Raw genomic sequence first — 25,534 nt, 5'->3', positions numbered from 1 at the left:
CTCAGTCCCCCTCGTTCTCGTCCGTGGACAGTGTGCCCGACGGCGACGCGGAACCCGTCGCCGACGGCGCCGCGCCGGGCAGGACCGGCACGCCCTCCGGGAGCCGCGCCGACCGCAGCGTCACCGTGCCGGCGGCGGGCAGGTGCAGGTCCCGCTGCGACGACACGCGGGTCGGGATGCCGTAGGTGGACTGCAGCACCGCGAGCAGCTGCCCGCCGGACGTGCGCGCGAGCGCGGTCTGCATGCCCTGCGGGTCGCCGATCGCCTCGACCGTGTACGGCCCGACCAGCGGCACGACGTCCACCAGGATCGCGTCCCCGGCGGTGCGGATCGCGGTGGTCGGGCCCAGGCGCTCGCCGTTCACGGCGACCGCCTCGGCGCCCGAGGCCCACAGCCCGTTGACCACGAGCTGCAGGTCGGAGTCGCGGACCCGGCCGTTCGGGTCGTCGTCGTCCGTGTCGGCGTCCTGCAGGGTGATCCGCAGGCCGTCGCCGGTCACCGCCGTCGCGCCGGACGCCACGGAGTCGACGGCGAGCCGGTCGAGCAGCGGCGCGTCGACCCCGGACAGCGCCTGCTGCTGCAGCACCGCGATCTCGTCGGACAGCGCGCCGCTGCGCTCGCGCAGCCGGTCCACCTCGGCGCTCCGCTCGGTGATCTGACCGGCCAGCACCTCGCGCGCGGCGATCGCCGACGGCTGCGGGGCGCGCAGCGCGAGGACCGACCAGGTGGTCGCCGCACCGAGGGCGACCGCCAGGGCGGCCACCGCCACCGTGCCGACCCCGCCCCGGCGCCGGGGTCTGCCGGCCGCGGCGCGGCGCTCCGCGGCCTCCCGGTACTCGGGGTCCAGCGGGTGCTGGGTCACCTCGGTCAGCAGCGACATCGAGGCGTCCGGACGACGCCACGCCGGGCTCCCCGCGGGGCCCCGGCCGGGTCGGTCCCCCGGGCGGGGGTCCGTCACGCGGCCACCGTGCGGGGCTCACCCGCGTCCGCGCCGCCGCGCCGCCCCAGCAGCACCCACGCCTGGCGCACGTACAGCGCGCCGGCGAACCAGTACAGACCGACGCCCCACCAGGCGCAGGCCCAGCCGAGCACGGACGCCAGGTCGCCGACGATGCCGCCCCAGTGCGCGAGCAGCAGCAGCGGGAACGCGTACAGCAGGGCGAACGTCCCCGCCTTGCCCGCCAGGTGCACCTGCAGCGGGCCGTAGCCGTGCCGCGCCAGGACGACCAGCATCACGAGCAGCATCGCCTCGCGGGCCAGCAGCACGACGACCAGCCACCACGGCACGACGCCGCGGGCCGCGAGCCCGAGCAGCGTGACGAGGATGAACAGCCGGTCCGCCGCCGGGTCGAGCACCTGGCCGAGCCGCGACACCTGCCCGAGCCGGCGCGCGAGCACGCCGTCGAGCCAGTCGCTGGCGCCGGACACCGCGAGGACCCCGAGGGCCCAGCCGTCGTGCCCCGCCGCGATCAGCACCGCGAACACCGGCACCATCAGCAGCCGCACGAGGCTGATCACGTTCGGCACGGTGAGGACGCGGTCGCTCACCACGTCCCGCTCTGCCACAGCTCTCCCGCCTCGCACACCCGATCGACCGGCCACATCCTACGCAGGTGGGGACCGCTGCCCGGGTCACCCCGCGCCCCCGGCCGCGTCGGGTCCCGCGCGACGCGGCCCCGGCCGTGGTTCGCTGGCGGCATGGCCCACGTGAACGACCCCGCCGTGATCGACCGCCTGCTCCGCACGCCCGCCACCTGGGCCGTCGTCGGCCTGTCCACCAACCGGGCGCGCGCGGCCTACGGCGTCGCCGCCTACCTCCAGGACCTCGGGCAGACCGTCGTGCCCGTGCACCCCCGGGCCGAGACGGTGCACGGGGCGACCGGCGTGCGGACCCTGGCGGAGGTCGACGGACCGGTCGACGTCGTCGACGTCTTCGTGAACTCGACCCTCGCCGGCGACGTCGTCGACCAGGCGATCGCCGTCGGGGCGCGCGCGGTGTGGCTGCAGCTCGGGGTGGTCGACGAGGCCGCCGCGGCGCGGGCGGCGGCGGCGGGGCTCGACGTCGTGATGGACACCTGCCCCGCGATCGAGGGGCGGCGGCTCGGGCTGGGGTGAGCCGCCCTGCCCCGCGAGGAGCCGTGTGCCGGAGGTCACCGCGCCCCGTCCGCCCGTCCGGGCGCCGTCGCCGGTAGACTGGTGGCACTCGGAGTCAGTCGCAGTGTCCCGTGATGTGCGTGCCGAGGCCCCACCCCCTGTTCCTGACGTGGCGGCCTCGTGATGTGTGGGTGTGGGAGTGCGACCGCGTGGCCGACCGGAACCCGGGCGGCCCACAGCTCCCCCCAGCGACACGAAACGGTGCTGTCCTCCATGACGTCTGTGCTCGACCCTGCCCTGCCCGAGACCGCCCCCGCCCTCACCTTCGCCGACCTCGACCTGCCCGCGCCGCTGCGCGAGGCCGTCCTCGGGCTCGGCTTCACCACCCCCACCGCCATCCAGGCCGAGGCCATCCCCGCCCTGCTGGCCGGCCGCGACATCACCGGCGTGGCCCAGACCGGCACCGGCAAGACGGCCGCGTTCGGCCTGCCCCTGCTCGCCGCGGTCGACCCGGAGCTCCGCGAGGTCCAGGCGATCGTGCTGGCCCCGACCCGCGAGCTCGCCATGCAGGTCGCCGAGGCGCTCGAGTCGTTCGCGTCGAAGATGCCCGGCCTCGAGGTCGTCCCCGTCTACGGCGGCTCGCCGTACCTGCCGCAGCAGCGCGCGCTGCGCGGCGGCGCCCAGGTCGTCGTCGGCACCCCCGGCCGCGTCATCGACCACCTCGACCGCGGCTCCCTGAAGCTGGACGCGGTGCGGTTCCTCGCGCTCGACGAGGCCGACGAGATGCTCCGCATGGGCTTCGTCGACGACGTCGACCGCATCGCCTCCGCCACCCCCGCCTCCAAGCAGGTCGCGCTGTTCTCCGCGACCATGCCGCCGGCCATCCGCCGCGTCGCCGCGCAGCACCTCACCGACCCGGTCGAGATCACCGTGGCCCGGCAGTCGTCCACCGTGTCGAGCGTCCGGCAGACCTACGCGGTCGTGCCGTTCCGGCACAAGGCGGGCGCCCTGGCCCGCGTGCTCGCGGTGTCCGACGCCGACGCGGCGATCGTGTTCGTGCGCACCCGCAGCGCGGCCGAGGACGTCGCCGTCTCGCTCGTCGAGCGGGGCGTCGCCGCCGCCTACATCTCGGGCGACGTGGCGCAGGGCGACCGGGAGAAGATCGTCGAGCGCGTCCGCTCCGGCGCGATCAACGTCCTCGTGGCGACCGACGTCGCGGCGCGCGGCCTCGACATCGACCGCATCGGGCTCGTCGTGAACTTCGACGTCCCGGGCGAGCCCGAGGCCTACGTGCACCGCATCGGCCGCACCGGCCGCGCGGGCCGCACCGGCGAGGCGCTGACCTTCGTCACCCCGAACGAGAACGGCAAGCTCCGGGCGATCGAGCGGACCACCCGCCAGCAGCTCGAGCAGATCCAGATCCCGTCGCCGGCGGACGTGTCGGCGCACCGCGTCGCCGCCCTGCTCGCCCGGGTGCCTGCGCGCCGGGAGGTCGGCCGCCTGGACCTGTACCGGACCGCCGCCGCGGAGTTCCTGGCCGCGCACCCGGACGTCGACGCGAGCGACCTGGTCGCCGTGCTCGCCGCCCTGGCCGTCGGCGACGAGGGCCCCGCGCCCCGCCCGACCGAGGGCGACGACCTGGACGACGCGCTGTCCCGCGCGCACCTCGCGCCGGAGCGCGGCGGCCCCCGCCGGGACGGCGCCGACGGCGGCCGCCCGCGCAGCGCCGCCCGCCCGAGCAGCGGCGGCCCGCGCTACCGCCTCGCGGTCGGCTCGAAGGACGGCGTCCAGCCCGGCGGCATCGTCGGCGCGCTGACGAACGAGGGCGGCCTCACCGGCAAGGACCTCGGGAAGATCGACATCTTCTCGACGTTCTCGCTGGTCGAGATCCCCGCGGGCCTGTCCCCCGAGGCCTTCGACCGCATCGGCCGCGCGCGCGTCGCCGGCCGCCCGCTGCGCATCCGCGTGGACGAGGGCCCGCGCGCCGCGAGCCGTCCGGAGCGCGGCGCGTCCCGCGGCCCGGCGCACCACGGCCCGCGCACCGGCCGGGACGGCGCCCGCGAGGGCGGCTACGGCTCGCGCGACGGCGGCTACGGCTCCCGCGAGGGCGGCCGGGACTTCGGCGGCCGGGACTCGCGCCCGCGCCGCTCGGCCACCCCGCGCTGACCCGCGACGAAGGGGCCCGGCACCGACCACGGTGCCGGGCCCCTTCGCGTGTCGCGCCCGCCGGACACCCGACGCCCGCGCCCCAGCGCCGAGATAGGACCGCCCCGGCGAGATAGGGCCGTCTGCGGTCCTATCTCGGCGCGCACGTCCTATCTCGCCGCGGACGCGGGCGGCCTCGAGCGCGGGCGGCGGCCCACGACGTGCGGGTCAGGCCGCCGCGGACGCCGCGCGGCCGACCGCCGCGACGAACGCGTCGACGTCCGCCTCGGTGGTGTCGAACGCGCACATCCAGCGCACCTCGCCGGTGGCGCGGTTCCAGTCGTAGAACCGCCGCACCTCGCGCAGCGCGTCCGCGACCCCCGCCGGCAGCGCGGCGAACACGGCGTTGGCGTCCGTCGCCTGCGTGACCCGCACGCCCGGCACGGCCTCGACGCCGGCCCGCAGCCGCTGCGCCATCGCGTTGGCGTGCCGCGCGGACCGCAGCCACAGGTCGCCCTCGTACAGCGCGATCAGCTGCGCCGACACGAACCGCATCTTGGACGCGAGCTGCATGTCGACCTTGCGCTGGAACGCGATGCCCGGCGTCGACCCGGGGGTCAGCTCGAGGACCGCCTCGCCGAACAGGATGCCGTTCTTGGTGCCGCCGAGGGACACGACGTCGACGCCGACGTCGGTGGTCAGCGCGCGCATCGGGAGGTCGAGCGCCGCGGCGGCGTTGCCGAGCCGCGAGCCGTCGAGGTGCACCCGCAGGCCGAGGGCGTGCGCGTGGGTGGTGATCGCCAGGATCTCGTCCGGCGAGTACACCGTGCCGAGCTCGGTGGCCTGGGTGATCGAGACGACGCCGGGCTGGGCGCGGTGCTGGTCGCCGAAGCCGTGCGCGTGCCGGTCCACGAGCTCCGGGGTCAGCTTGCCGTCGGGCGTCGGGACCGTCAGCAGCTTGATCCCGCCGACCCGCTCGGGGGCCGCGTTCTCGTCGGTGTTGATGTGCGCGGTCTCGGCGCAGATCACCGCGCCCCACCGCGGGAGCATCGTCTGCAGGGCGACCACGTTCGCGCCGGTCCCGTTGAACACCGGGTACGCGGTCGCGTCGGCGCCGAAGTGGCCGCGGAGCACGTCCTGCAGGTGCTCGGTGTACGGGTCGGCGCCGTAGCCCGGGACGTGCCCGTCGTTGGCGGTCCCGAGGGCCGCGAGGATCTCCGGGTGCACCCCGGCGTAGTTGTCGGAGGCGAAGTCGTGCCGGGCGGGGTCGTGCAGTCTGTCCACCCGCCCATCCTCCCCCACTCCGGCGGGTACCCCGGTCAGCGGGTCGCGGCGGCCTCGGCGGCCTGGCGGGCGCGGCACTCGGCGCACGTGCCGAGCAGCTCGATGGTGTGCTCGACGTCGGAGAAGTCGTGCGCGGCGCCCACCTGCTCGGCCCACGCCTCGGCGCCGGGACCGTCGATCTCGACGGCCTTGCCGCAGGAGCGGCAGACCAGGTGGTGGTGGTGGCTGCGCCGCACGCAGCGGCGGTACACGGCCTCGCCGTCCGGCGAGCGCAGCACGTCGACGTCGCCCGCGTCGGCGAGCGCCTGCACCGCGCGGTACACGGTCGCCAGGCCGGTGGTCGACCCCTGGGACCGCAGCAGGTCGTGCAGCTGCTGGGCGGAGCGGAACTCGTCGAGGTCGTCGAGCAGCCCGAGGATCTCGGTGCGCTGCTTCGTGGTGCGCTGCGTGACGGCCATCGTGCGTGCTCCCTCCTCCGCGCGCCCCTCGGCGGGACGGCGGACCATGCTACTCAACGCGCGCGGGTGGGCGATCCGTTCCCGGGCGCGCCGCGAGCCGGGGACCCGTCGGGTCCCCGGCTCGCGTGCGGTGCTGCGGTGTCGCTCAGTTGGCGACGGCGCGCTTGAGGGCGCTGCCGGCGGTGAGCTTCACGCGGAAGCCGGCCGGGATGTCCAGCTTCTCGCCGGTCTGCGGGTTGATGCCGGTGCGCGCGGCACGGTCGGCACGGGACACCGCGAGCAGGCCCGGGATGGTCACGCTCTCGCCGGCGCTGAGCTGCTCGACCAGGACCTCCTGGAAGGCCTTGAGGGCCGCGTCGGCGGCGGTGTTGGTGAGCCCGGCCTTGGCGGCGATGGCCTGGACGAGCTCGGTGCGGTTCACGCTCACGGATGTGCTCCTATGTGTTCGAACTGGGTGCGCGGGCCGCTCGGCGCCTGCGTGGGGCGTCAGCTTCCGGCGGACCGACGCGGACGACCATAACGGCAGGCAGCGCGCTTCTCCGCATCGCCACGCGGTCGGTGTGTCGCTCAGGCAGCGACTCTGCGGCCTCCGAGGTGCGTCAGGAGGGTGTCGAGCGGCCACGCGTCGAGCACCCGGTCGGGTCCGATGCCGTGCGCGACGGCCCGGTCGCAGCCCACCGGCTGCCACGACAGCTGCCCCGGCGCGTGCGCGTCGGTGTCGATCGTGAACAGGCAGCCGGCGTCGACCGCGACGTCGAGGAGCGCGTGCGGCGGGTCCAGCCGGTCGGGGCGGCAGTTCACCTCGACGGCGACGCCGTGCTCCGCGCAGTCGGCGAACACGGCCGCCGCGTCGAACTCGCTCTGCGGCCGCTGCCGCTTGCCGGTGAGCTGCCGGCCGGTGCAGTGGCCCAGCACGTCGACCCGCGGGTTCGCGACGGCGGCGCGCATCCGGCGGGTCATCGACGCGGCGTCCATCCGGAGCTTCGAGTGCACCGAGGCCACCACGACGTCGAGCCGGTCCAGCAGGTCCGGCTCCTGGTCGATCGAGCCGTCGTCGAGGATGTCGACCTCGATGCCCGTCAGCACCCGGAACGGCGCGATCGCCCGGTTGAGCGCCTCGATCTGCTCGATCTGGGCGCGCAGCCGCGCGGGCGACAGGCCGTTGGCCACGGTGAGCCGGGGCGAGTGGTCGGTGATCGCCAGGTACTCGTGCCCGAGCTCCATCGCGGCCAGCACCATCTCCTGCGCGGTGGTCGAGCCGTCGCTGGCCTCGGTGTGCGCGTGCAGGTCGCCGCGCAGGGCCGCCCGGAGCGCGGCGCCGTCGCCGGTCGGCTGGGCCGCCGGGTACTTCTGCTCCAGGTCGAGCAGGTACGGCACGGGTCCGCCCGCCGCGGCGTCCGCGGCCACCTCGGCGGTGCGGGCGCCCACGCCCGGCAGATCGGTCAGCGTGCCCGCGGCGAGCCGCGCCCGGACCTCGTCGGGGCCCGTGCGCTCCAGCGAGCGGACGGCGGCCCGGAACGCGTCGGCACGGTACGACGTCGCGCCGCCGCGCTCGAGCAGGAACGCCGCGCGCCGGAGCGCGGCCACGACGGCCTCGTGCACGGAAGCGGCGTCGCCGGGTGCGCTCGCCACGCGTCAGGACGCCCGCTTGCGCCGGGTGCGCGCGGGCTTCTCGTCGGCCGCCTTGTGCTCGGCCGGCTTCTCGTCGTCGGCCTTCTTCGCCCGGGACCGGGTGGCGGCCGGCTTCCGGGCGGGCTTCTCCTCGGCCTCGGCCTCGTCGTCGGCGGCAGCGGCCTTCGACCGGGACCTGCGTGCCGGCGCCTTCTTCGCGGGCTTCTCGTCGTCGGGCGCCTCGGCGGCGCCCTCCCCCGCCGACGAGGCGGATCCGCCGCCGCGCGCCTTCTCCACGCTGCGCTGCAGCGCCGCCAGCAGGTCGACCACCTCGCCCGCGGGCTGGCCGCCCTCGCCGACCTCCTCGGCCTGCGGCACGGCCTGCGTCCGGCCGGACGAGACCTTCGCCTCGATGACCTGCTCGAGCGCCGCGCGGTACCGGTCCTCGAACCCCGACGGGTCGAAGTCGCCGGCCAGGGACTCGACCAGCGAGGACGCCATCGCCAGCTCCTGCGGCTTGACGGTGACGTCCTGGTCGAGGATCGGGAAGTCCGCCTCGCGGACCTCGTCCGGCCACAGCAGCGTCTGCAGGCAGATCACGTCGTCCCGGACGCGCAGCACGGCCATCGACTCCCGCTGCCGCAGCGCGACCTTGACGACCGCCATCCGGTCGGTGCTGGTCAGCGCCTCGCGCAGCAGCGCGTACGGCTTCGCGGCCGTGCGGTCCGGCTCGAGGTAGTAGGTCTTGGCGAGCAGGATCGGGTCCACCTGGTCGCCCGGCACGAACTCGATCACCTCGATCTCGCGCTCGGTGGCCAGCGGCAGCTGCTCGAGGTCCTCGTCGGTGAGGACCACGAGCTGGCCGTCGTCGGTCTCGTAGCCCTTCGCGATCTCGCTGTACTCGACGGGCTCGTCCTCGATCGAGCACACCTTGCGGTACCGGATCCGGCCGCCGTCCTTCTTGTGCACCTGGTGCAGCGGCACCTCGTGCTCGCCCGTCGCCGCGTACAGCTTCACGGGCACGTTGACCAGCCCGAACGCGACGGCGCCCTTCCAGATCGCGCGCACAGTGACCACCCTCCCCGGCGGGGCGGCTCCCCCGCGACGACTTCGCGTGCTGTGGGCAGGATGGACCCGTGCAGCCCATGCTCGCCACCCCTGTGGCCGTTCCCGGTCGCCTGCCCGACGGCCCGGGCTGGCGGTTCGAGGTGAAGTGGGACGGCGTGCGCATCCTCGCCGACACCACGGGCGACCGCCTCCGGCTGCTCGGTCGCAACGGCCGGGACGCCGCGCTCGCGTACCCCGAGCTGGACGCGCTGGCGGCGCTGCCCGCCGGCACCGTCCTGGACGGCGAGGTGGTCGCGATGCGCGACGGCGTGCCGTCGTTCCCCGCCCTCGCCGAGCGGATGCACGTGCGGGACCGCACCCGGGCCGCCGCCCTCGCCCGCCGGGTGCCGGTGAGCTACCTGGTGTTCGACGTGCCGGTCCTCGCCGGCGAGGACCTGACCCGCCGGCCGTTCACCGAGCGCCGCGCCGCGCTGGAGACGGTCGCGCTGCCGGAGCACGTGCAGCTGTCCCCGGTGTACGAGGACGGCGACGTGATCTGGGCGGCCACCCGGGCCCAGGGCCTGGAGGGCGTCGTCGCCAAGCGGGCCGCGTCGACGTACCAGCCGGGCCGCCGCTCGGCCGACTGGGTCAAGGCGGTGCACCACCGCACGCGGACCGCGGTCATCGGCGGCTGGCGCCCGGAGACGACGGGCAGCGGCCGGATGGGGGCGGTGCTGCTCGGCGCGCCGGACGCGGGGGGCGACCTGCACTTCCTGTGCCGCGCCGGCAGCGGGCTCGCGGGAGCCCTGGCCCGGGACCTGACGGCGGCGCTGCGGACCCTCGAGCGGGCGACCTCGCCGTTCGCGGAGCGGCTGGAGCCGGTCGACGCGCGGGGCACGATCTGGGTCGAGCCGCGGGTGCTGCTCGACGTCCGGTACCTCACCCGGACCCCGTCGGGGCGGCTCCGCCAGCCGGTGCTCCGCGGTCGCCGGGACGACACCGCCGCGGACCCCTGGGAGGTCTGACCCGGTTCGTCCCCGTGGTCCGGCCGCGGCGCCCCCGCGCCCCGTCCGACCTGCGATTGCGCGACCTCGAGGGTTGGGGCAGCGTGGGTCCCAGCCGGCGCCGTCGGGCGCCGAGGACGCAAGGAGGAGACGAATGGTCCGCCGCACGGAGCTCCCGAAGTACACGGTCCCGTCGCTGTCGGTCGAGGACGGCCGGACGGTCGCCGCGATCCTGCAGCAGCGCCTCAACGCGCTCAACGACCTCGCGCTCACGCTCAAGCACATCCACTGGAACGTCACCGGCCCGCACTTCATCGCGGTGCACGAGATGATCGACCCGCAGGTCGACGCCGTGCGCGCCATGGTCGACCAGATCGCCGAGCGGATCGCGACCCTGGGCGTCGCCCCGGTGGGCACCCCGGGCGCCCTGGTCCAGGACCGGAGCTGGGACGACTACTCCATCGGCCGGGCGGGTGCGATCGAGCACCTCGGCGCGCTGAACGAGGTCTACGTCGGCGTCGTGACCGACCACCGCGAGGCCGCCGCCGCCACGGAGGAGCTCGACACCGTGACCAACGACCTGCTCGTCGGCCACCTGCACGAGCTGGAGCTGTTCCACTGGTTCGTCCGGGCGCACCTGGAGAACGCGGGCGGCGAGCTCAGCACCGCCGGCGCCGAGGGCGAGCAGGAGTCGGCGCGCGAGGCCGGCGCCGCCGCGAAGGACCCGTCGACGGTCTGACGCCCCGCACGGCCGCGCCGGGCGCCGACCCGACGCGGCCCACGGATCGCCGGGGCCCCGGTCACCAGGAGGTGGCCGGGGCCTCGTGCTGCGTGCGGGGCCCCGCCGGGGGCCGGCGGTCAGAGCCGCTCGGGGTCGTCCCAGTCGTCGGACGCCGCGATGGCCTCGTCGTCCGGCAGCAGCTCGCTGTCCCGCAGGGTGCGCGGCGCCCGGGACGCGTCGCCGCCGGAGCGCACGTCGGTGGCGCGCAGCTCGGCCTCGGAGGGCAGCGCCTCGGCGCGGTGGTCGGCGGCGGTGTCGGAGGTGAGGTCACGGGGGCGGGTCGTCATGCCTCGGTTGTACCGCGTCGGCCCGGCCGCCACCACCCCGGGGGCGCGGGTGCCGGCCGCGGGCGGCCGGCGAGCCGGTCAGGCCAGGACCGCGCGCGCCCAGTCCCCGAGGGTCCCGCCGGAGGTCAGCACCACGAGCCAGCCGATCGCGAGCTGCGCGAGCGCCGCGACCACGATCAGCGCGCGCCGGCGCGGGCTCGGCGCGCGCGGCACCAGCAGCAGCACGTAGAGCGCGGTCAGCACGACCCAGGTCTGGCCGGCCGCCTCGCGCAGGCCCAGCCACAGCGACAGGTACAGCCCCACGACCGCGATCCCGGGCGCGATCAGCGACCACGGGTCGCGGACCGCGCGCACCGTGGTCGCCACGAGCACGAGCGGCGCGGCCAGCAGCGCCAGGGCGATCTGCCGCAGCGCCTCGACCGCCGACGCCCCGGCGCCGCCCGGCAGCCAGCCGGCCGGCGTCGCCGCCTCCATCCCGCCCAGCGGGTCGGCCGAGAACCACCACGACGCGTAGAGCCAGAACCCGATCGCGGCCACGGCCGGGAACAGCAGCACCGCGACCGTGGCCTCGTTGGCGCGCCAGCCGGACCGGCCCGCGCGGCGGGCGAAGAACGGGGCCACCGCCGCCAGCGTCAGCGCGTACAGCCAGGCGCCCGGGTCGAGCATCACGGCGACGCCCAGTGCGATCCCCGCGCGGAAGCCGGCCTCGGTGGACCGCTGCTCGACGAACGCGGCGATGCCGTCCAGGGCCAGCACGAGCAGCGCCAGCCCCAGCAGGGACACCAGGTCGTTCGACGCCAGGTAGTACAGCGGCGGGGTCAGCACGAGGGTGCCGAGCACCGCCGCGGTCGCCCAGCCGCCCAGCCCCTCGCGCACGAGCACGGCGGCGAGCCGCTGCAGCGTGAACCCGAGCACCCCGGCGGCCAGCACGCTCATCGCGAGCGTGCTGCCGCCGAGCACCGAGGCCAGCGCGGCGGACAGCGGCGGGAACACCTCGGCGATCCAGGCGAGCCCGCTGTCGCCCCACCGCACCAGCGCGCCGCGCTCGGCCAGCGCCTCGTTGGCCGCCGGCACCCAGCCGGCGGCGCGGGAGACCAGCGCGACGGCGACGAACGGCAGCGCCAGCGCGACCCGCAGGCCCCAGCGGGCGGCCGGCCGGGCCGGCCAGGTGTCAGCCGCGTACCGCCGCGGGGACGTGCGCGGCAGCGGTGACGCCAGTGAGGCCATGTGCGGTCTTCTCCCAGTAGTGCGGCTTCGTGACGAGCTGCCACAGCGCCTTGTACGCGGCGACGGAGTGCAGCAGCCAGTACGCCGGGTTCGCCAGCCCCCACAGGACCAGCCCGTACCGCCGGCGCTTGAACGCGCCCATCATCGAGACGTAGATCATCAGCGCGCTGCCGACGCCGAGGTTGAACAGCGACAGCCAGAGCACCCAGCCGGGGAACAGGAACGACAGCTGGTCCGGGTCGAGGAGCAGCGACGCGAGGAACACGGCGTACAGCAGCGGCACCGCGAGGAACGTCGCGGGCGTGCCCCCGACCAGGAACAGGAACGACAGCGTCTGCCGCAGCCCCGCGACCTTCACGAGCCGGAACGGCTGGCGCAGGTGCACGAGCGTCGTCTGCATGTAGCCCTTGATCCACCGGGACCGCTGCCGGACGAAGTTCGGGTACGAGGTGTTCGCCTCCTCGTAGGTCGTCGAGTCGATGACGCCGACCCGCATCCCCTCCGCCGACGCCCGGATCCCCAGGTCCGCGTCCTCGGTCACGTTGTACGGGTCCCAGCCGCCGAGCCGGCGCAGCCCGCTGACCCGGAAGTGGTTCGACGTGCCGCCGAGCGGGATCGCGAGCCGCCCGTACTCCAGGCCGGGCAGCATGTAGTCGAACCAGAACGAGTACTCGAGCGTGAACATGCGGGTCAGCGCGTTCTCGTCGGCGTTGAAGTAGTTGAGCGCGGCCTGCACGCAGACCAGCTCCTCCCCGGCCTGCCGGAACGCCAGCACCGCCTTCTTGAGCTGGTCGGGCTCGGGCTTGTCCTCGGCGTCGTAGATCACCAGGTACTCGCCGGTCGCGAACTCGAGGCCGACGTTGCACGCCTTGGGCTTGGTCTGCGGGGCGCCCGCGGGCACGGTGATGAACCGGAAGTGCGCCGGCGGGTGCGCCGCCTCGGCCGCCGCGCGGGTCTCGGTGTCGTCCTCCTCGACCAGGATCAGCACCTCGAGCAGGTGCGCGGGGTAGTCGAGCGCGCCGAGGTTGCCGATGAGGTTCGCGACGATGTTCGCCTCCTTGTACACGGGCACCAGGACCGTGTACCGGGGCAGCTCGTGGTCGGGCAGCGCGGCGAGCGTGGCGGCGTCGGTGCGGGTCACGTGCTCCATCCGCGCGCCGCGCAGCGACGCCCAGAACTTGAAGCCCGTCCCGACCAGGAACGCCAGGCCGACGACCACGGACAGCGTGACGACGACGGCGCGCAGGTCGGCCACCGCGGCGAGCACCACGAGAACGAGCGCGACCACGAGCGCGACCTTCTGCCAGGTGACGAGGACCGTGCGGGCCGACTGCGCCGGCGAGCGGCCCCACAGCCCCAGGCTCGCCCGGTCGCGCAGGTCGGCGCCGTACCGGTCGAGGACGGCCTGCTGGAAGTCCCACCGGTCCGCGAGCACCAGGTACGGCTCCTCGCCCAGCGCGGCGGCGATCGCGGCGCGCCGCTCGGCCGTCGGCTCGTCGACCACCGCCACGACCAGGGTCCCGTCGCCCCGGCGCTCCAGCGGCAGCCACTGCTCCGCGAGCACCCGGCCGACGTCGGCGCCCTCCGCGTCCAGCGCCTCGGTGATCCGGGTCGGCACCACGTAGGGCAGGCCCCACAGGTCGGCGAGCGCGCGGGTCAGGGACTCCGAGTCGAGGGCGCCGATCGCGATCAGCACCTGGCCGATGTAGGCCCCGGAGTCCGCCGCGACCCGCTCCGCCGCGTCCAGCGTGGCCTTGCTGACCAGGCCGCGGTCGACCAGGTGGTCCCCCACCCGCCGGTCCTGCTGATGTCGCGCCACGCCTGTCCCCCCTGTCCGAGCTCGCGGACACGCTAGCCCGCGCGCGCGGCCCGCGCCGCCCCGCACACGCCGACGGCCGGGAGCTTCAACATCCGTCCCCACCTGCCGATGGGGACGTGGTGACCGTCCTGTCCGCGCCGGAGCACCCCGGTCGGCTGCCCGTGCCGGAGCTGCTCCGCACCGGCGGCGTGCACTGCGCCTACCAGCCGGTCGTGGAGCTCGCGACGGGCGACGTGCTCGGGCGCGAGGCCCTGCTGCGGACCCCCGCGGACTCGGGCTGGGGCTCGCCGCTCGAGGTGCTCGACGCGGCCGAGCAGGCCGGGCTCCTCGGGGAGCTCGAGCGGGCGGCCATGTCGCGCGCGCTGGCCGACGCCGCGGCCGCCGCGGGCGGCGCCTCGCACACCCTGTTCCTCAACATCGAGCCCCGGACCCTGTCGCGGCACCTCCCCCTGGTGCTCGAGACGCTCGCGCAGCGCGGCCCGCAGGTCCGCGTGGTCGTGGAGATCACCGAGCGCGCGCTCGCCCTGGACCCCGCGGGGATGCTGGACGCGGCCGCACGGCTGCGCGCCGCCGGCTGCGCCATCGCGCTCGACGACGTCGGGGCGGTCCCGGAGTCCCTGGCCTTCATCCCCCTGCTGGCGCCCGAGATCATCAAGCTCGACCTGCAGCTGCTGCGCACGCTCGAGGACCCGGAGACGATCACGGTCGCGGGCGCCGTCCGGGCACGCGCCGAGGCCACCGGGGCCCGCGTGGTCGCCGAGGGCATCGAGACCCAGGACGACCTGACCCGGGCGCTGGTGCTCGGCGCGGACCTCGGGCAGGGCTGGTTCCTCGGGCGACCGCACCGCACGCTGCCGGCGGGCGAGCGGCACGCCGGTCGCCTGCCGCGCCCGCACGCCCCGTCGGGGGGTGCCGCGACGCCGTTCGAGGTGATCGGCACCCGGCGGGCGGTCCGGCTCGCGCCGAAGCGCCTGCTGCTGCCCCTGTCCCGGACCCTCGAGGCCGCGGCGGTCGCGCACCGGGTGCCCCCGGTGGTGCTCGGCGCGTTCCAGGACGAGCGGTTCTTCACCGGGCGGTCGGCGCGGCGCTACGCGCGGCTGGCCGAGGCGCTGCCCTTCGTCGGCGCGGTCGGCACCGGGCTGCCGACCGCGCTGCCCCCGGCGGTGCGCTGGGCCTCGCTCGACCCGGCCGAGCCGCTCGCGCGGGAGTGGGCGGTGGTCGTGCTGGGGGCGCACGAGTCGGTGGCCCTGGTCGGGCGGGAGATCGACGGGCCGCGCTCCCGGCACTCCGCGGCGGTCGGCGCGCCCGTCGGGTCGCCCGAGGACGACGAACGGGAGTTCGCGTTCGCGGTGACGCACGACCACGGGCTGGTGGCGGAGGCGGCCCAGAGCCTGCTGCGCCGGTTCCGGGCGGACCCGGCGACCTGACCCACCGGCCCTCCGGCGCCGAGCGGGCGGGGGCGGGCCGGCGCGCCTACGGTCGGGGCATGAGGGGCGAGGCCGCGGCCCTGGCCGGGCTCGACGAGGCCGCCCGGCGCCGGCTGCCTGCGGACGCCGGGCGCCTGGAGCGCTACGTGCGCCAGGAGACCCCGACCGGCGCCGTCGACGCGCTGGACGCGCTCGCCGACCTCGTGGTGGCGGACGCCCGGGTGGCCGGCTTCCGCGGTGGGCGGGCCCCGACCGCCGACCCGGCGGCCGGGGACGCAGTCGTGCTGGAGCTGCCCGGCCGCGGCCCGCGCGCCCACGACGCCCCCGCGCTGCTGCTCGCGCACCACGACACGGTGCACGCGGTCGGCGCGGTGCCGGTGCGCCGGGACGGCGACGTCCTGCACGGGCCGGGCACGTACGACATGAAGGGCGGGATCGTCGTGGCGCTCGCAGCCGCGGAGCTGCTGCGGGACGCCGGGCTCGGCCACCGGCCCGTCCGGCTGCTGGTGACGCCCGACGAGGAGGTGGGCTCGCCCGCCACCACCGGCCTGATCCGGGACGCCGCCCGCGGCTCCGCGTACGCGCTCGGCCTCGAGGCCCCCGGCGCGCACGGGGGGCTGAAGACCGCGCGGCGCGGGTCCACGCGCCTGCGGCTGCACGTCACCGGCCGGGCCGCGCACGCGGCGGTCGACCCGGACACGGGCGTGTCCGCGACCGAGGAGCTGGTCGACCAGCTGCTCGCGGCCCGCCGGTTCCTCGCGGGTCACCCGTCCGTGCTCGCCAACGTCGGCGTCCTCGCGGGCGGCACCCGGACGAACGTCGTCGCCGAGCACGCCCGTGCCGACCTGGGTCTCCGGTTCGTGACCGGGGCGAGCGAGCGGGCCGTGCTGCGGCACCTGACCGACCCGGCGCCCGTGCGCGCCGGCGCGGAGGTGCGCGCCGAGGTGCTGTCCCGCCGGCCCGCCTGGGAGCCCGGCGCGGCGTCGGCCGGGCTGCTCGCGGCGGTGACGGCGGCCGCGGCGCGGGTGGGGCAGGAGGTCACGGGGGCGCCCGCGCCCGGCGCGGCCGACACGAACCTCACCGGCGCGGCGGGTCTGCCGACGCTCGACGGCTTCGGCCCGGGCGGCGGCGGTGCCCACGCGGCGACGGAGCACGTGCGGCTGCCGACGCTCGCGACGCGCGCGGTGCTGCTGGCGGCCACCCTGCACCGGGTGTGAGGCGGCCGCGCGGGATCAGGGGTCGACGAGCTCGCGCTGGCGCGCGGCGAACACCCGGGCGACCTCGCGCGTCACCGGTCCCGGCACTCCCCCGCCGACCGGCACCCCGTCGACGGCCACCACCGCCTGCACGTCCCGCGCGGTCGAGGTCAGGAACACCTCGTCCGACGTGGTCAGCGCGTCGTAGGGCAGGTCCACCTCCCGCGCGCCGTGCCACTCGAGCACCAGCGCACGGGTCACCCCCGCGAGGCAGCCCGAGGACAGCGGCGGCGTGTGCAGCTCGCCGTCGCGCACCACGAACACGTTGGTGCCCGTGCCCTCGCACAGCTGCCCCCGGGTGTTCGCGAACACCGCCTCGCTCGCCCCGGCGGCGTGCGCCCGGGCGAGGGCGAGCACGTTCTCGCCGTACGAGGTCGTCTTCAGGCCGGTGAGCGCCCCGACGTCGTTGCGGCGGAACGGCACCGTGACGACGCCGGTCGCGGGCTCCGGGTCGTGGCCGGGGGTGACGCCCAGCACCAGCGTCGGGGGGCCGTCGACCCGGCCGCTGCCGAGGAGGCCGGGGCCGCCGGTGAAGGTGATGCGGAGCAGGTCGAAGCCGGTGGTCAGGACGTCGGCGTTCGCCGCCACCACCTCCTGCGCCGCACGGCGGACGAGGTCCGGGTCGAAGCCCGGCAGGCCGATGCCGGCCGCCGACCGGGCCATCCGCTCGACGTGCCGGGACATCGCGAACAGCCGGCCGTGGTCGATCTTGACCGCCTCGAAGACCCCGTCCCCGACCACGAACCCGTGGTCCCGGGCGGAGGTCGTCGCCTCCGCCTCGGGCACCAGGCGCCCGTTGACCCAGAACACCGTCGACGTCACGTCCGCCACCGCTGCGCTCCCGCGTCCCTCGCGCGCCCGCGCGCTCCGCGGGCCGTCCCGGGCAGCCTAGCCGCGCACGTCAGGCGGGGTGGGCCGCCCCGGTCAGCCCGGCCGCCCGGGCGACCTCCCGTCCCCACGCCGACGCCCGGTCCAGCTCCCCGTCGACCAGCGGCCCGTGCATCCCGGCGACGTGGAACCCCGCGGGCGGCAGCACCACCCGGCAGCCCGCCCGGCGCAGCCGCTTGGCCATGCCCGCCGACGCGCGCTTGGGCACGGGCCGGTCCACCCGGGTGTCGAAGGCCGCGGCGGGGGTGCCGTCGGCGGTGTCGAGCCCCTCGAGCCACTCGCGCACGCCCCGCCCGCTGTCGGCGTCGGGCTCGGCCGCCGCGCGGCGGCGGGCCTCGGGGTCCTCGAGGTGGTCGGCGCGGCTCCGCCGCGTCTCGGGGCGGCTGAGCGAGAACGCGTGGGTCGGGCCGCCGACGACGACCAGGTCGGTGCGCAGCGCGTCGGGCGCCGCGAGCACGCTCACCACCTCGACGTCCGCACCCGGCGCCGCGTCCCGCAGACCGGCGGCCACCGCCTCGGCGACGGCGTGGCTGTTCCCGAACATGCTCTCGTACACGACGTGCGCGCGCATGGCTGCCTCCCCTGGCTCCCGCGGCGGGCGGCGCGACGCCGCGCCGCTCGTGCGGGCCACGCTAGGGGCGCCGTCGGGCGCGCGGATGGGCCCACGGTCCCGGGTCGGGCACCTCGCCGGGACGCCGGCGCGCCCGCGGGCCGGGGCGGCTCAGGACCGGCGCGCCGCCTTGGCGGACCCGCCGCCGAGGCCGCCGCGCCCACCGGGCCCGCCGGGCCGCACCGCGCGGCGCACGACCGCCGCCGCGACGGCCTCCAGGGTCCGGCCCTGCGAGGCGCGCAGCACGTCGAGCACGTGCCGCGCCTCCTCCTCGTCGCAGCCGCGCACCTCCATGAGCACGCCGACCGCGTGGTCGACGGAGGCCCGGGTGAGCCGCGCCGCCTCCGCCTCCGGGAGCACCGGGTCGCGGGCGGGGATGGTGCTGTGCAGCTCGATCAGCGACGCCATCTCCCCGGCGAAGCCCGCCGCGCGGCGCACGACCTCGGGGTCGCAGGAGCCGGGCTCGTCCAGGTACAGGGTCAGCGCGGCCGTGCCGCCGCGGCTCAACGGCGCAGGGATCGCCAGGACGCTGCGGAAGCCCGCGCGCAGCGCCGCGGCGCGCCAGGGCCCGGCCGCCGGGCCGGCCGCGTCGCGCAGGTCCGCCAGGACGAGCGGGGCGCCCGCGCCGACCGCGTCGCGCCACGGGCCGGTGCCGTCGGCCGCCGCCCCGGTACGGGTGAGCCGGTCCCCCGCCGACGCGATCAGCCAGTCCGCGCCGCGCCGCTGCGCGTGCACCGCGCCCTCGACGGGGCTCCCCGTCCGGCCCGCCACCAGGCGGGCCAGGTCCTCCAGGAGCGCCAGCACGCTGCGCGCGGGCTCCGTGCCCGGCCACACCGCACACACCTCAGCCATCGTCCGTCCGTCCCCCTGGGCAGCACGTGCGGGACTCCTCGCCGAGACCCTGCACCGGTCGCGCGCTGCCGGCGCGCACGGACATCGTGGCACGGCACCTCGGGTCGAGATGCCCGATTCGTCCCGAGATCGTGCCCGCGTCGCGCCGATTAGCCCTGCCGGGTGACCCGCGAGCCACCGGATCCGGGCGGATCCGGGCGCCCGACCGGCGGTCAGGCGGTCAGCGGGCCGGCGGCGCCGCCGTCCGCGAAGGTGGCCCGGCGCGCGAGCACCGCGTCCTCCAGGTCCGCCACCGGCACGTCCTCCGACCAGGCGCGGGCCCGGAGCAGCGCCACCGCGTCGTCCGGGGCGAGCCCGGTCTGCGCCACCAGCATCCCGACCGCCCGGTGCCGCCGCGCCCGCGCCGAGCGCGCCGCCACCGCGGGCCCCACCAGAGCGGGCCCGAGCGCGTCGGCGAGCACCTGGCCGTCCGCCAGCGCCTCGGTCGTCGCGCACCGCGCCGGCCCGTGCACGGTCAGGGCCGCCACCGGTCGTCCGTCCACCCGCACGGGCCAGGACCGGACCGACACCGCGGCCCCCGGGTCGACGACGCCGCCCGCCAGCACCGCGAACACCGGCGGCACCTCGGGGACGTCGGGCGGCAGCTCGGCGGGTCGTCCCGGCGCGCCCGGCCCCAGCACGGTCCCGACGCTGCGCCCGTGCCGGGCCGCCCGGGACGCCGGCCCGTCGCCCACCAGCTCCTCGAGCTCGGCGAGCCGGGCCGCCACGTCGTCGGTCGCGCACGCCGTGTACCGCGCGGCGCCCGCGGGCGCGCAGGTCAGCGCGGCGCCGGACGCCCCGAGCAGCGCCGCCGCGGCGCTGCACAGGCGCTCCACCGCGGGCGGGCAGACGCCGCCGTCGGGCGCCCCGCCCGAGCGCGCGACGGCCTCCGCCAGGGCGCGGAGCAGGAGCAGCCGGTCGGTCACGGGGTCAGTCTCGGATCGGACCGGCCGGCGCGCACCCGGAGCGGCGGACGGCGCTCCCCCGTCCGGGTGCGCACCCGGGCGCCGGGGCGTCCCACCCCGGCTGCGCACCCCGGCCGCGGGCCCGGCCGCGCGCCCCGCCGCGCCCGTCGCGGGGCCTGTCGGACCACCGGGGCAGACTGGGCGCATGGACGACAAGGCGACGCTGCACCAGTACCTGCGCGAGAGCCGGGACTCCCTGCTCGCGAAGCTCGACGGGCTCTCCGAGTACGACGCCAGACGGCCGCTGACCCCCACCGGCACCAACGTCGCGGGCCTCGTCAAGCACGTCGCCAGCGTCCAGCTCGACTACTTCGGCGAGGTGTTCGACCGCCCGCACGGCCGCGCCCTGCCCTGGTTCGCCGACGACGCCGAGCCCAACGCGGACATGTGGCTGCCCGCCGACGAGTCGCTGGACGCCGTCCGCGAGCTGCACGCGTTCTCGGCCGCGCACGCGGACGCGACGATCGCCGCGCTGCCGCTCGACGCGCCGGGCCGGGTCCCGTGGTGGCGCCCGGAGAGCGCCGACGTCACCCTGCACCGCATCCTGGTGCACGTGATCGCGGAGACCGCGCGGCACGCGGGCCACGCGGACATCGTGCGGGAGACGATCGACGGCGCGGTGGGCTCCCGGCCGGACGACCCGAACCTGCCGTTCCACGACGGCGACGCGTGGGCGGCGTACCGGGCCCGCGTCGAGGACGCGGCCCGCGCGGCGGCGGGCGCGAGCGCGGCGGGAGGCGCGGGCGCCGCGGGCTGACGGCCGTCCGCCGTCAGGGCAGCGGGTCCGCCGCCACCATCCCGTGCCCGAGGACGCCCGCGGGGCCGTCGTACGGCTCGACCTCCCCGGCGAACCGCTCCGCGTCGTCCTCCGGCCGGTAGCCGAGCGCGCGTGCCGTCGACAGGTCCCACCACGCCCGGGTGTTCGCGGACACCCCGTACGCCACCACCGGACCGTCGACCGGGCCGCGCAGCGCGGCGTCGGCCAGCCGCACCGCGTCGGCCGGGCTCAGCCAGATCCCGAGGTCGAAGGTGCTCGCCGGCCGGTCGGCGCACAGCCCGATCCGCAGCGACACGACCTCCAGGCCGTACTTGTCCGCGTAGAGGCTGCCGAGCGCCTCGGCCGCCGCCTTCGACACGCCGTAGAACGAGTCCGGCCGCGCGGGCCCGTCCACGCGCGCCTCCCGGTCGGTCGGGTAGTAGCCGACCGCGTGGTTCGAGCTGGCCAGCACCACCCGGCGCACCCCGGACCGGCGCGCCGCCTCCAGGACCCGGTAGGTGCCGTCGACGTTGGCCCGGCGGACGCGGGTCCAGGTGTCCTCGGAGGGGATCCCGGCGAGGTGCACGACGCCGGACGCGCCGGCCAGCGCCGGGACGAGCCGGTCCACGGCCTCCTCGTCGGTCAGGTCGACGGCGGTGAACGGCTCGTCGGGCGCGGGCGCCGGGTCGTCCGGGATGTCGGCGTCCACGAGCCGCAGCCGCCAGCCGCGGGCCGGCAGCCCGCCGTCCGCCGTGCGCAGGTAGGTGCCGATCCGCCCGGCCGCCCCGGTGACGACGACGTCGCGCTGCTCCATGCCCGGCATTCTGCGGCCGGACCGCCGGTCGCGCGCGCGGGCGCCGAGTCTCCGTCTGCGGTCTGCGACCCGGGCCCGGCCCGCAGTGCGGTATCGCCGACTCGGCGGAGCCCGGCGGCGGAGCCGCGGGCCACGCGCCGGCGGTCAGGCCGCCGGGTCGGCCACCCGCACCCGGTCCCGCCCGGCCGCCTTGGCCCGGTAGAGCGCCCCGTCCGCGCGGCTCAGCAGGCCGGAGACCGGCTCGCCGGGGTGCCGTTCCGCGACGCCGATGCTCACCGTCAGCCGGGCTCCGGGCATGAGGTCGTCCCACGCGAGGCCCGCGATCGTCGCCCGGAGCCGGTCGCACACGTCGACCGTCCGGTTGCCGCTGAGGCCGTCGAGCAGGACCGCGAACTCCTCGCCGCCGTACCGCGCCGCCAGGTCGTCGCGGCGCAGGGCGTGCTGCAGGGCGTCCGCGACGCGCACGAGCACGGCGTCCCCGACCTGGTGCGAGTAGGTGTCGTTCACCCGCTTGAAGTGGTCGATGTCGAGCAGGGCGACCGCGAACGCGCCGCGCTCGGCCACCCACCGGTCCAGCTGGACGTCCAGGGTGCGCCGGTTCGCCAGGCCGGTGAGCCCGTCGTGGGCGGCCTCGTGCGCGAGGCGGGCGTTGCGCTCCTCCAGCGCCTCGGACCGGCGGCGCTCGGCCTCTGCCTGCCGCTCCGCCTGCTCGACCTCCATCCGGGCACCCAGCAGGGCGGCCCGCCGCTCGGCCTGCGCGTCGCCGAGCCGCACCGTCAGGGCGTGCAGCTCGCGGAGCGCGGCGAGCGCGGCGACCGGGTCGCCCAGCGCCTCGTGCGCGTCGGCGAGCACGCGGAGCAGCTCGGTGCGCTCGGCGGGGCGGCGCAGCGCGTCGCACACCGTCATGCCGGCCCGCGCCTCCGCGACGGCCTCGGGCAGCCGGCCGGCGTCGAGCAGCATCCCGGCCCGGATCCGGTGCAGGGACAGCCGGAGCCCGGCCGCGGGGAACCGGGCGAGCATGGCGCCGGCCGCGTCCAGCACCACCGCCGCGGCCTCCCGGTCGCCCGCGAGCAGGTGCGCGACGGCCGCGGTCAGCCGGGCGTCGACGGCCGTGCGCACGAGCCCCGCCGCGTCGGCCTCGTCGACCGCCTCCAGCGCGAGCGCCAGGGCCCGGCGGGCGGACGCGCGGGCGCCGCGCGGGTTGTCGGCGAGGAGCCGGCGGCTGGCCTCGACGAAGGTGCGCGCGAGGTTCGCCAACGCGATCGACGCGCGGTCGGGGTCCCCGGCGGCCAGCCAGAGCCGGCGGGCCTGCGTGAGCACGCCCGCCGCCTGGGGCGCGAAGTGGGGCATGGACGTGTACACCGACCCGAGGATGGTGAGGACGTCGGCCGTCCCCGCCACGTCGTCGGCCTCGCGGCGCAGCTCGGCCGCCCGGGTCAGCAGGTCGACGGCGTCCTCGGTGTGCCCCAGCTCGTGGTGCACCAGGCCCTGCCGGGCGAGCGCGCGCGACTGCCAGACCAGGGCGCCGCGCTCGCGCGCGAGGTGCTCGGCGCGGACCGCCCGCTCCAGCGCGCGCCGGTCCTCCCCCAGCGCGTGGTGCGCCACGGCGGCGTAGTAGGCGAGCCGCATCTCGGCCCCGCCCGCGCGCCGGGCGGCGGCCTCGGCGATGAGGTCCTCGGCCCGGCGCACGCAGGCGCCGGCGTCCGAGTCGGCGAGCAGCGCCAGCTCGTCCACCGCCGCCTCCCAGTCCGTGGGTGCTGCCGGTGGTGCGGATGCGTCGGTCGCTGTGGCCGTCATGGTCCTTCGTCCCGCCCGCGGTCCATCGCGGGTCACCTGTGTGATCGGGCCCGCGACCTGCGGTGATGAGCCGATCGGCGCGTCTTCACCCGGAGGGCGTGCGGGTGCACGGTGTGGCACGCTGTGCGCGGTGAGCACCGCCGACCCGCAGTCCCTCTTCCCGGGCAAGCAGTTCATCAGCACCGCCCTCGAGGTGCTGGAGACGAAGACGACGATGTCCGGCGGCCTGGCGCGCCGGTACCTGCAGCGCGCGGCCATGGCCGGGGTGCTCATCGGGCTGCTCTACGCCACCTACTACGCGGTGCTCGGGGCGTTCGCCGGCATCGGCGACGGCTCGGTGCGGCCGGTCGGCCGGCTGGTGGGCGCCGTGGTGTTCGGCTGGGCGCTGGTGTTCATCTACTACTCGCGGTCCGAGCTGCTCACCTCGAACATGATGATCGTCTCGATCGGGGCGTACCACCGCCGCACCAGCTGGCTGCGGGCGCTGCGCATGCTCGGCCTGTGCTACCTCGGGAACGCCGTGGGCGGCCTGTTCGTCGCGGTCCTGCTGCGCCTGTCCACGCTGGTCGACGGCGCCCCGCTCGACGAGATGGTCGCGTCGGTGGAGCACAAGCTCGCCTACGTCGCGGACGGGCCCGGGGGCTGGGTCGACCTGCTGGTGCGGGCGGTGCTCTGCAACTTCTGCATCAACGTGGCGATGCTGCTGGTCTACAACGGGCTGATCAAGGACGACCTGACCAAGTGCCTGGTGATGATCACGTCGGTGTTCATCTTCGCGTTCCTCGGTCTCGAGCACTCGGTGGCGAACACGGTCCTGTTCACGATCGTCGGCCTGCAGGAGGGCCTGGACGTCGGACTGGCGGCTGGGAACGTCGCGATCGCGCTGATCGGGAACTTCATCGGCGGCGGGCTGCTGATCGGCCTCTACTACGCCTACGTCAACGACGACTCGCAGTGGCTGCGCCAGCAGGGCCGCGGGACGAGCACGCCGGACGACCCGCGGTAGGACGGGCGGTGCTCAGCGGTAGTCCGGGCCGCCGGGCAGCCCGAACGCCTCCTCGAGCGTCGTGACACCCCGGCGGTCGAGCTCCGCCACCAGGTCCGTGCCCACCCAGCGCAGGTGCCAGCCCTCGGGCGCGTACCCGGTGACCGCCCGGTTCTCGGCGGAGTACCGCACGACGAACCCGAACTCGCCGGCCCGCGCGGCGACCCACCGGCCCTCGTCGGTCTCCCCGAAGCAGTCCTGGAAGTCGCAGTCCGGCCGGGTGGTGCTGCCGACGTCGACCGCGAGGCCCGTCTGGTGCTCGCTGTGCGCCGGTCGGGCGCTCACCTCCTCCGCGCGCTGCTGACCGACCCGGGCCACGAGGTCGGCGTGCACCCGCACCTGGTCGTCGTACGAGCGGTAGGCGCTGCGCAGGGCGAGCGTGACGCCGTCGTCCGCGGCGGCGGCGAGCATCCGGGCGAGCGGGTCGGCGACCTCCGGGCGCACCTGGTACCCCGCCACGACGGCCAGCTCCGCGGGTGCCCAGCCGGCCGGGTCCAGGGGGCGTGCCTTGTTGACGACCACCCACGGGCTCGCCGGGTCGTCGGTGGAATGCAGCGCGAGGTCGAGCCCCGCCGGCGCGGGCGGCACCAGCGCGGTGCCCGCCGCCGGGACGTCCGGGACCTCGGTCGGGGGCAGCACCACCGCCGGGGCGGCCACGCCGGTGGGACCGGGCCCCGGGAGCGCGCCGAGCGCCGGCGGGTCGAGGGCCGGTGCCGGGGCGGGCGCCGGTTCGCGCGCGGGCGCCGCGACCGCCGGCCCGTCGGCCGGTCGCGGCGGGGCCGGCACGTCCTGGAACGCCACCGCGGCGAGGAGGCCGCCGAGCACCGCGACCGACGCGACCTGGACGGGCCGGGCGAACCTCCGCCGTGCGCTCCGCCCGTGGGCGCCCGGCGTGGGGCGGCGGCGGTGCTGCGGGCGCGTCGTCACGAGGTCGCTCCAGGTCCGGGGGGGCGGGTCAGCCCCCAGTCTCCGACGGATCGCCCCGCAGGGACAGCCCGACCTGCCGCGTCACGCGCGCGGGCGGCGTGCCCGCGCGTCGCCCGCCCCGAGATCACGGGCCAGGGCGTCGAGGGCCGCCGTGCGGCGCCGTGGGTCGAGCTCGATCCCGCCGTCGGGCGTGCGCCGGACCGAGCCGGCGAGCACCAGCTCGTCGACCGCGTCGGCGACGCCGTCGACGCGCGCCCGCCGGTCCAGCTCGGCGCCGGACATCGGGCGGCCGAGCACCGCGGCGAGCAGGCGGGCCTTGGTCAGCGGGTCGGTGGTGCCGTCGAGCACGGCGGCGGGTCGGGACTGGGTCGGCACGCGCGTCTCCCGCGGGTCGGGCCGG

General features: G+C 77.0%; 26 protein-coding genes. 8 read left to right on the top strand and 18 right to left on the bottom strand.

Annotated features, from left to right (window positions below):
• Position 1: 1 nt before the first annotated feature.
• Together FS882_RS04825 and FS882_RS04820 are read right to left on the bottom strand one after the other, a co-directional pair.
• Positions 2 to 958: a DUF881 domain-containing protein gene (locus tag FS882_RS04825; protein ID WP_262348070.1), complete on the bottom strand. Its 957-nt coding sequence runs from the start codon at positions 956 to 958 to the stop codon at positions 2 to 4.
• Positions 955 to 1,566: a CDP-alcohol phosphatidyltransferase family protein gene (locus FS882_RS04820; protein ID WP_158371459.1), complete on the bottom strand. Its 612-nt coding sequence runs from the start codon at positions 1,564 to 1,566 to the stop codon at positions 955 to 957. The genes FS882_RS04825 and FS882_RS04820 overlap by 4 nt, the downstream gene beginning before the upstream one ends.
• Positions 1,567 to 1,698: 132 nt before the next feature.
• On the opposite strand from FS882_RS04820, the gene FS882_RS04815 reads away from it, so the two are divergent.
• Together FS882_RS04815 and FS882_RS04810 are read left to right on the top strand one after the other, a co-directional pair.
• Positions 1,699 to 2,115 (top strand): CoA-binding protein, encoded by a 417-nt coding sequence (locus FS882_RS04815; RefSeq protein ID WP_158371457.1) that lies wholly within the window; start codon positions 1,699 to 1,701, stop codon positions 2,113 to 2,115.
• A 252-nt stretch (positions 2,116 to 2,367) separates the two neighbouring features.
• Positions 2,368 to 4,260 carry a DEAD/DEAH box helicase gene (locus tag FS882_RS04810; protein WP_158371454.1) on the top strand — a complete coding sequence of 631 codons (1,893 nt, stop codon included), beginning with the start codon at positions 2,368 to 2,370 and terminating at the stop codon, positions 4,258 to 4,260.
• 207 nt (positions 4,261 to 4,467) lie between these two features.
• On the opposite strand, the gene FS882_RS04805 is transcribed toward FS882_RS04810, so the two are convergent.
• From FS882_RS04805 to FS882_RS04785, 5 genes are all read right to left on the bottom strand, one after another.
• Positions 4,468 to 5,523, bottom strand: coding sequence for a threonine aldolase family protein (locus FS882_RS04805; RefSeq protein ID WP_158371452.1), 1,056 nt, complete (start codon positions 5,521 to 5,523; stop codon positions 4,468 to 4,470).
• 35 nt (positions 5,524 to 5,558) lie between these two features.
• Positions 5,559 to 5,981, bottom strand: coding sequence for a Fur family transcriptional regulator (locus FS882_RS04800; protein ID WP_154730203.1), 423 nt, complete (start codon positions 5,979 to 5,981; stop codon positions 5,559 to 5,561).
• A 145-nt stretch (positions 5,982 to 6,126) separates the two neighbouring features.
• A complete protein-coding gene (locus tag FS882_RS04795; protein WP_147796772.1) occupies positions 6,127 to 6,408 on the bottom strand; it encodes an HU family DNA-binding protein in 282 nt (93 codons plus the stop codon).
• A 140-nt stretch (positions 6,409 to 6,548) separates the two neighbouring features.
• The gene (locus FS882_RS04790; RefSeq protein WP_262348069.1) at positions 6,549 to 7,613 is read right to left on the bottom strand and encodes a PHP domain-containing protein; all 1,065 of its coding nucleotides are present in this window, start codon (positions 7,611 to 7,613) and stop codon (positions 6,549 to 6,551) included.
• A 3-nt stretch (positions 7,614 to 7,616) separates the two neighbouring features.
• Positions 7,617 to 8,660 carry a Ku protein gene (locus tag FS882_RS04785; RefSeq protein WP_158371448.1) on the bottom strand — a complete coding sequence of 348 codons (1,044 nt, stop codon included), beginning with the start codon at positions 8,658 to 8,660 and terminating at the stop codon, positions 7,617 to 7,619.
• A gap of 77 nt (positions 8,661 to 8,737) precedes the next feature.
• Between FS882_RS04785 and FS882_RS04780 the strand changes: the two genes are divergently transcribed.
• Complete coding sequence (locus FS882_RS04780) at positions 8,738 to 9,664, top strand: DNA ligase (RefSeq protein WP_262348105.1); 927 nt, start codon at positions 8,738 to 8,740, stop codon at positions 9,662 to 9,664.
• 133 nt (positions 9,665 to 9,797) lie between these two features.
• The gene (locus FS882_RS04775) at positions 9,798 to 10,382 is read left to right on the top strand and encodes a Dps family protein (protein ID WP_158371443.1); all 585 of its coding nucleotides are present in this window, start codon (positions 9,798 to 9,800) and stop codon (positions 10,380 to 10,382) included.
• A 119-nt stretch (positions 10,383 to 10,501) separates the two neighbouring features.
• Here FS882_RS04775 and FS882_RS04770 read toward each other — a convergent pair whose 3' ends face one another.
• From FS882_RS04770 to FS882_RS04760, 3 genes are all read right to left on the bottom strand, one after another.
• Positions 10,502 to 10,711, bottom strand: coding sequence for a hypothetical protein (locus tag FS882_RS04770; protein ID WP_154730199.1), 210 nt, complete (start codon positions 10,709 to 10,711; stop codon positions 10,502 to 10,504).
• Positions 10,712 to 10,789: 78 nt separating this feature from the next.
• Positions 10,790 to 11,938 (bottom strand): hypothetical protein, encoded by a 1,149-nt coding sequence (locus FS882_RS04765; RefSeq protein WP_158371440.1) that lies wholly within the window; start codon positions 11,936 to 11,938, stop codon positions 10,790 to 10,792.
• The gene (locus FS882_RS04760; RefSeq protein ID WP_158371438.1) at positions 11,883 to 13,757 is read right to left on the bottom strand and encodes a glycosyltransferase; all 1,875 of its coding nucleotides are present in this window, start codon (positions 13,755 to 13,757) and stop codon (positions 11,883 to 11,885) included. Before FS882_RS04760 ends, FS882_RS04765 begins: the two co-directional genes overlap by 56 nt.
• A 119-nt stretch (positions 13,758 to 13,876) precedes the next feature.
• Between FS882_RS04760 and FS882_RS04755 the strand changes: the two genes are divergently transcribed.
• A complete protein-coding gene (locus FS882_RS04755; RefSeq protein ID WP_158371435.1) occupies positions 13,877 to 15,184 on the top strand; it encodes an EAL domain-containing protein in 1,308 nt (435 codons plus the stop codon).
• Between the two features lie 59 nt (positions 15,185 to 15,243).
• Complete coding sequence (locus FS882_RS04750) at positions 15,244 to 16,401, top strand: M20/M25/M40 family metallo-hydrolase (RefSeq protein WP_158371433.1); 1,158 nt, start codon at positions 15,244 to 15,246, stop codon at positions 16,399 to 16,401.
• 15 nt (positions 16,402 to 16,416) lie between these two features.
• Here the strand turns inward: FS882_RS04750 and FS882_RS04745 are convergent, their stop codons facing one another.
• The 4 genes from FS882_RS04745 to FS882_RS04730 all read right to left on the bottom strand — a co-directional run bounded on the left by FS882_RS04745 (position 16,417) and on the right by FS882_RS04730 (position 19,755).
• On the bottom strand, positions 16,417 to 17,271 hold the full coding sequence (locus FS882_RS04745; protein ID WP_262348068.1) for an aminotransferase class IV: 855 nt from the start codon (positions 17,269 to 17,271) through the stop codon (positions 16,417 to 16,419).
• Between the two features lie 70 nt (positions 17,272 to 17,341).
• Positions 17,342 to 17,899 (bottom strand): flavodoxin family protein, encoded by a 558-nt coding sequence (locus FS882_RS04740; RefSeq protein ID WP_158371430.1) that lies wholly within the window; start codon positions 17,897 to 17,899, stop codon positions 17,342 to 17,344.
• A 150-nt stretch (positions 17,900 to 18,049) separates the two neighbouring features.
• Positions 18,050 to 18,790 (bottom strand): ANTAR domain-containing protein, encoded by a 741-nt coding sequence (locus FS882_RS04735; RefSeq protein WP_158371428.1) that lies wholly within the window; start codon positions 18,788 to 18,790, stop codon positions 18,050 to 18,052.
• A 212-nt stretch (positions 18,791 to 19,002) separates the two neighbouring features.
• Entirely contained in the window at positions 19,003 to 19,755 is a 753-nt protein-coding gene (locus tag FS882_RS04730; RefSeq protein ID WP_158371425.1) for a hypothetical protein, read from the bottom strand.
• Positions 19,756 to 19,939: 184 nt separating this feature from the next.
• Between FS882_RS04730 and FS882_RS04725 the strand changes: the two genes are divergently transcribed.
• Positions 19,940 to 20,551 carry a DinB family protein gene (locus FS882_RS04725; protein WP_158371422.1) on the top strand — a complete coding sequence of 204 codons (612 nt, stop codon included), beginning with the start codon at positions 19,940 to 19,942 and terminating at the stop codon, positions 20,549 to 20,551.
• Positions 20,552 to 20,564: 13 nt separating this feature from the next.
• Here FS882_RS04725 and FS882_RS04720 read toward each other — a convergent pair whose 3' ends face one another.
• Positions 20,565 to 21,365, bottom strand: a complete 801-nt coding sequence (locus FS882_RS04720; RefSeq protein ID WP_158371420.1) for an NAD-dependent epimerase/dehydratase family protein — start codon at positions 21,363 to 21,365, stop codon at positions 20,565 to 20,567.
• Between the two features lie 144 nt (positions 21,366 to 21,509).
• Entirely contained in the window at positions 21,510 to 23,162 is a 1,653-nt protein-coding gene (locus tag FS882_RS04715) for a sensor domain-containing diguanylate cyclase (protein ID WP_158371417.1), read from the bottom strand.
• Between the two features lie 130 nt (positions 23,163 to 23,292).
• Between FS882_RS04715 and FS882_RS04710 the strand changes: the two genes are divergently transcribed.
• Positions 23,293 to 24,168: a formate/nitrite transporter family protein gene (locus FS882_RS04710; protein WP_262348067.1), complete on the top strand. Its 876-nt coding sequence runs from the start codon at positions 23,293 to 23,295 to the stop codon at positions 24,166 to 24,168.
• Positions 24,169 to 24,180: 12 nt separating this feature from the next.
• Here FS882_RS04710 and FS882_RS04705 read toward each other — a convergent pair whose 3' ends face one another.
• On the bottom strand, positions 24,181 to 25,134 hold the full coding sequence (locus tag FS882_RS04705) for a M15 family metallopeptidase (protein WP_158371412.1): 954 nt from the start codon (positions 25,132 to 25,134) through the stop codon (positions 24,181 to 24,183).
• 81 nt (positions 25,135 to 25,215) lie between these two features.
• Positions 25,216 to 25,509, bottom strand: a complete 294-nt coding sequence (locus tag FS882_RS04700; RefSeq protein WP_158371410.1) for a hypothetical protein — start codon at positions 25,507 to 25,509, stop codon at positions 25,216 to 25,218.
• Positions 25,510 to 25,534: the final 25 nt, after the last annotated feature.

It is taken from the genome of Cellulosimicrobium cellulans (assembly GCF_007679345.1).
Taxonomy (GTDB): Bacteria; Actinomycetota; Actinomycetes; order Actinomycetales; family Cellulomonadaceae; genus Cellulomonas; species Cellulomonas cellulans_A.
The sequence above is the reverse complement of the archived record's forward strand: the minus strand, read 5'-3'. Positions and strand labels throughout refer to the sequence as shown.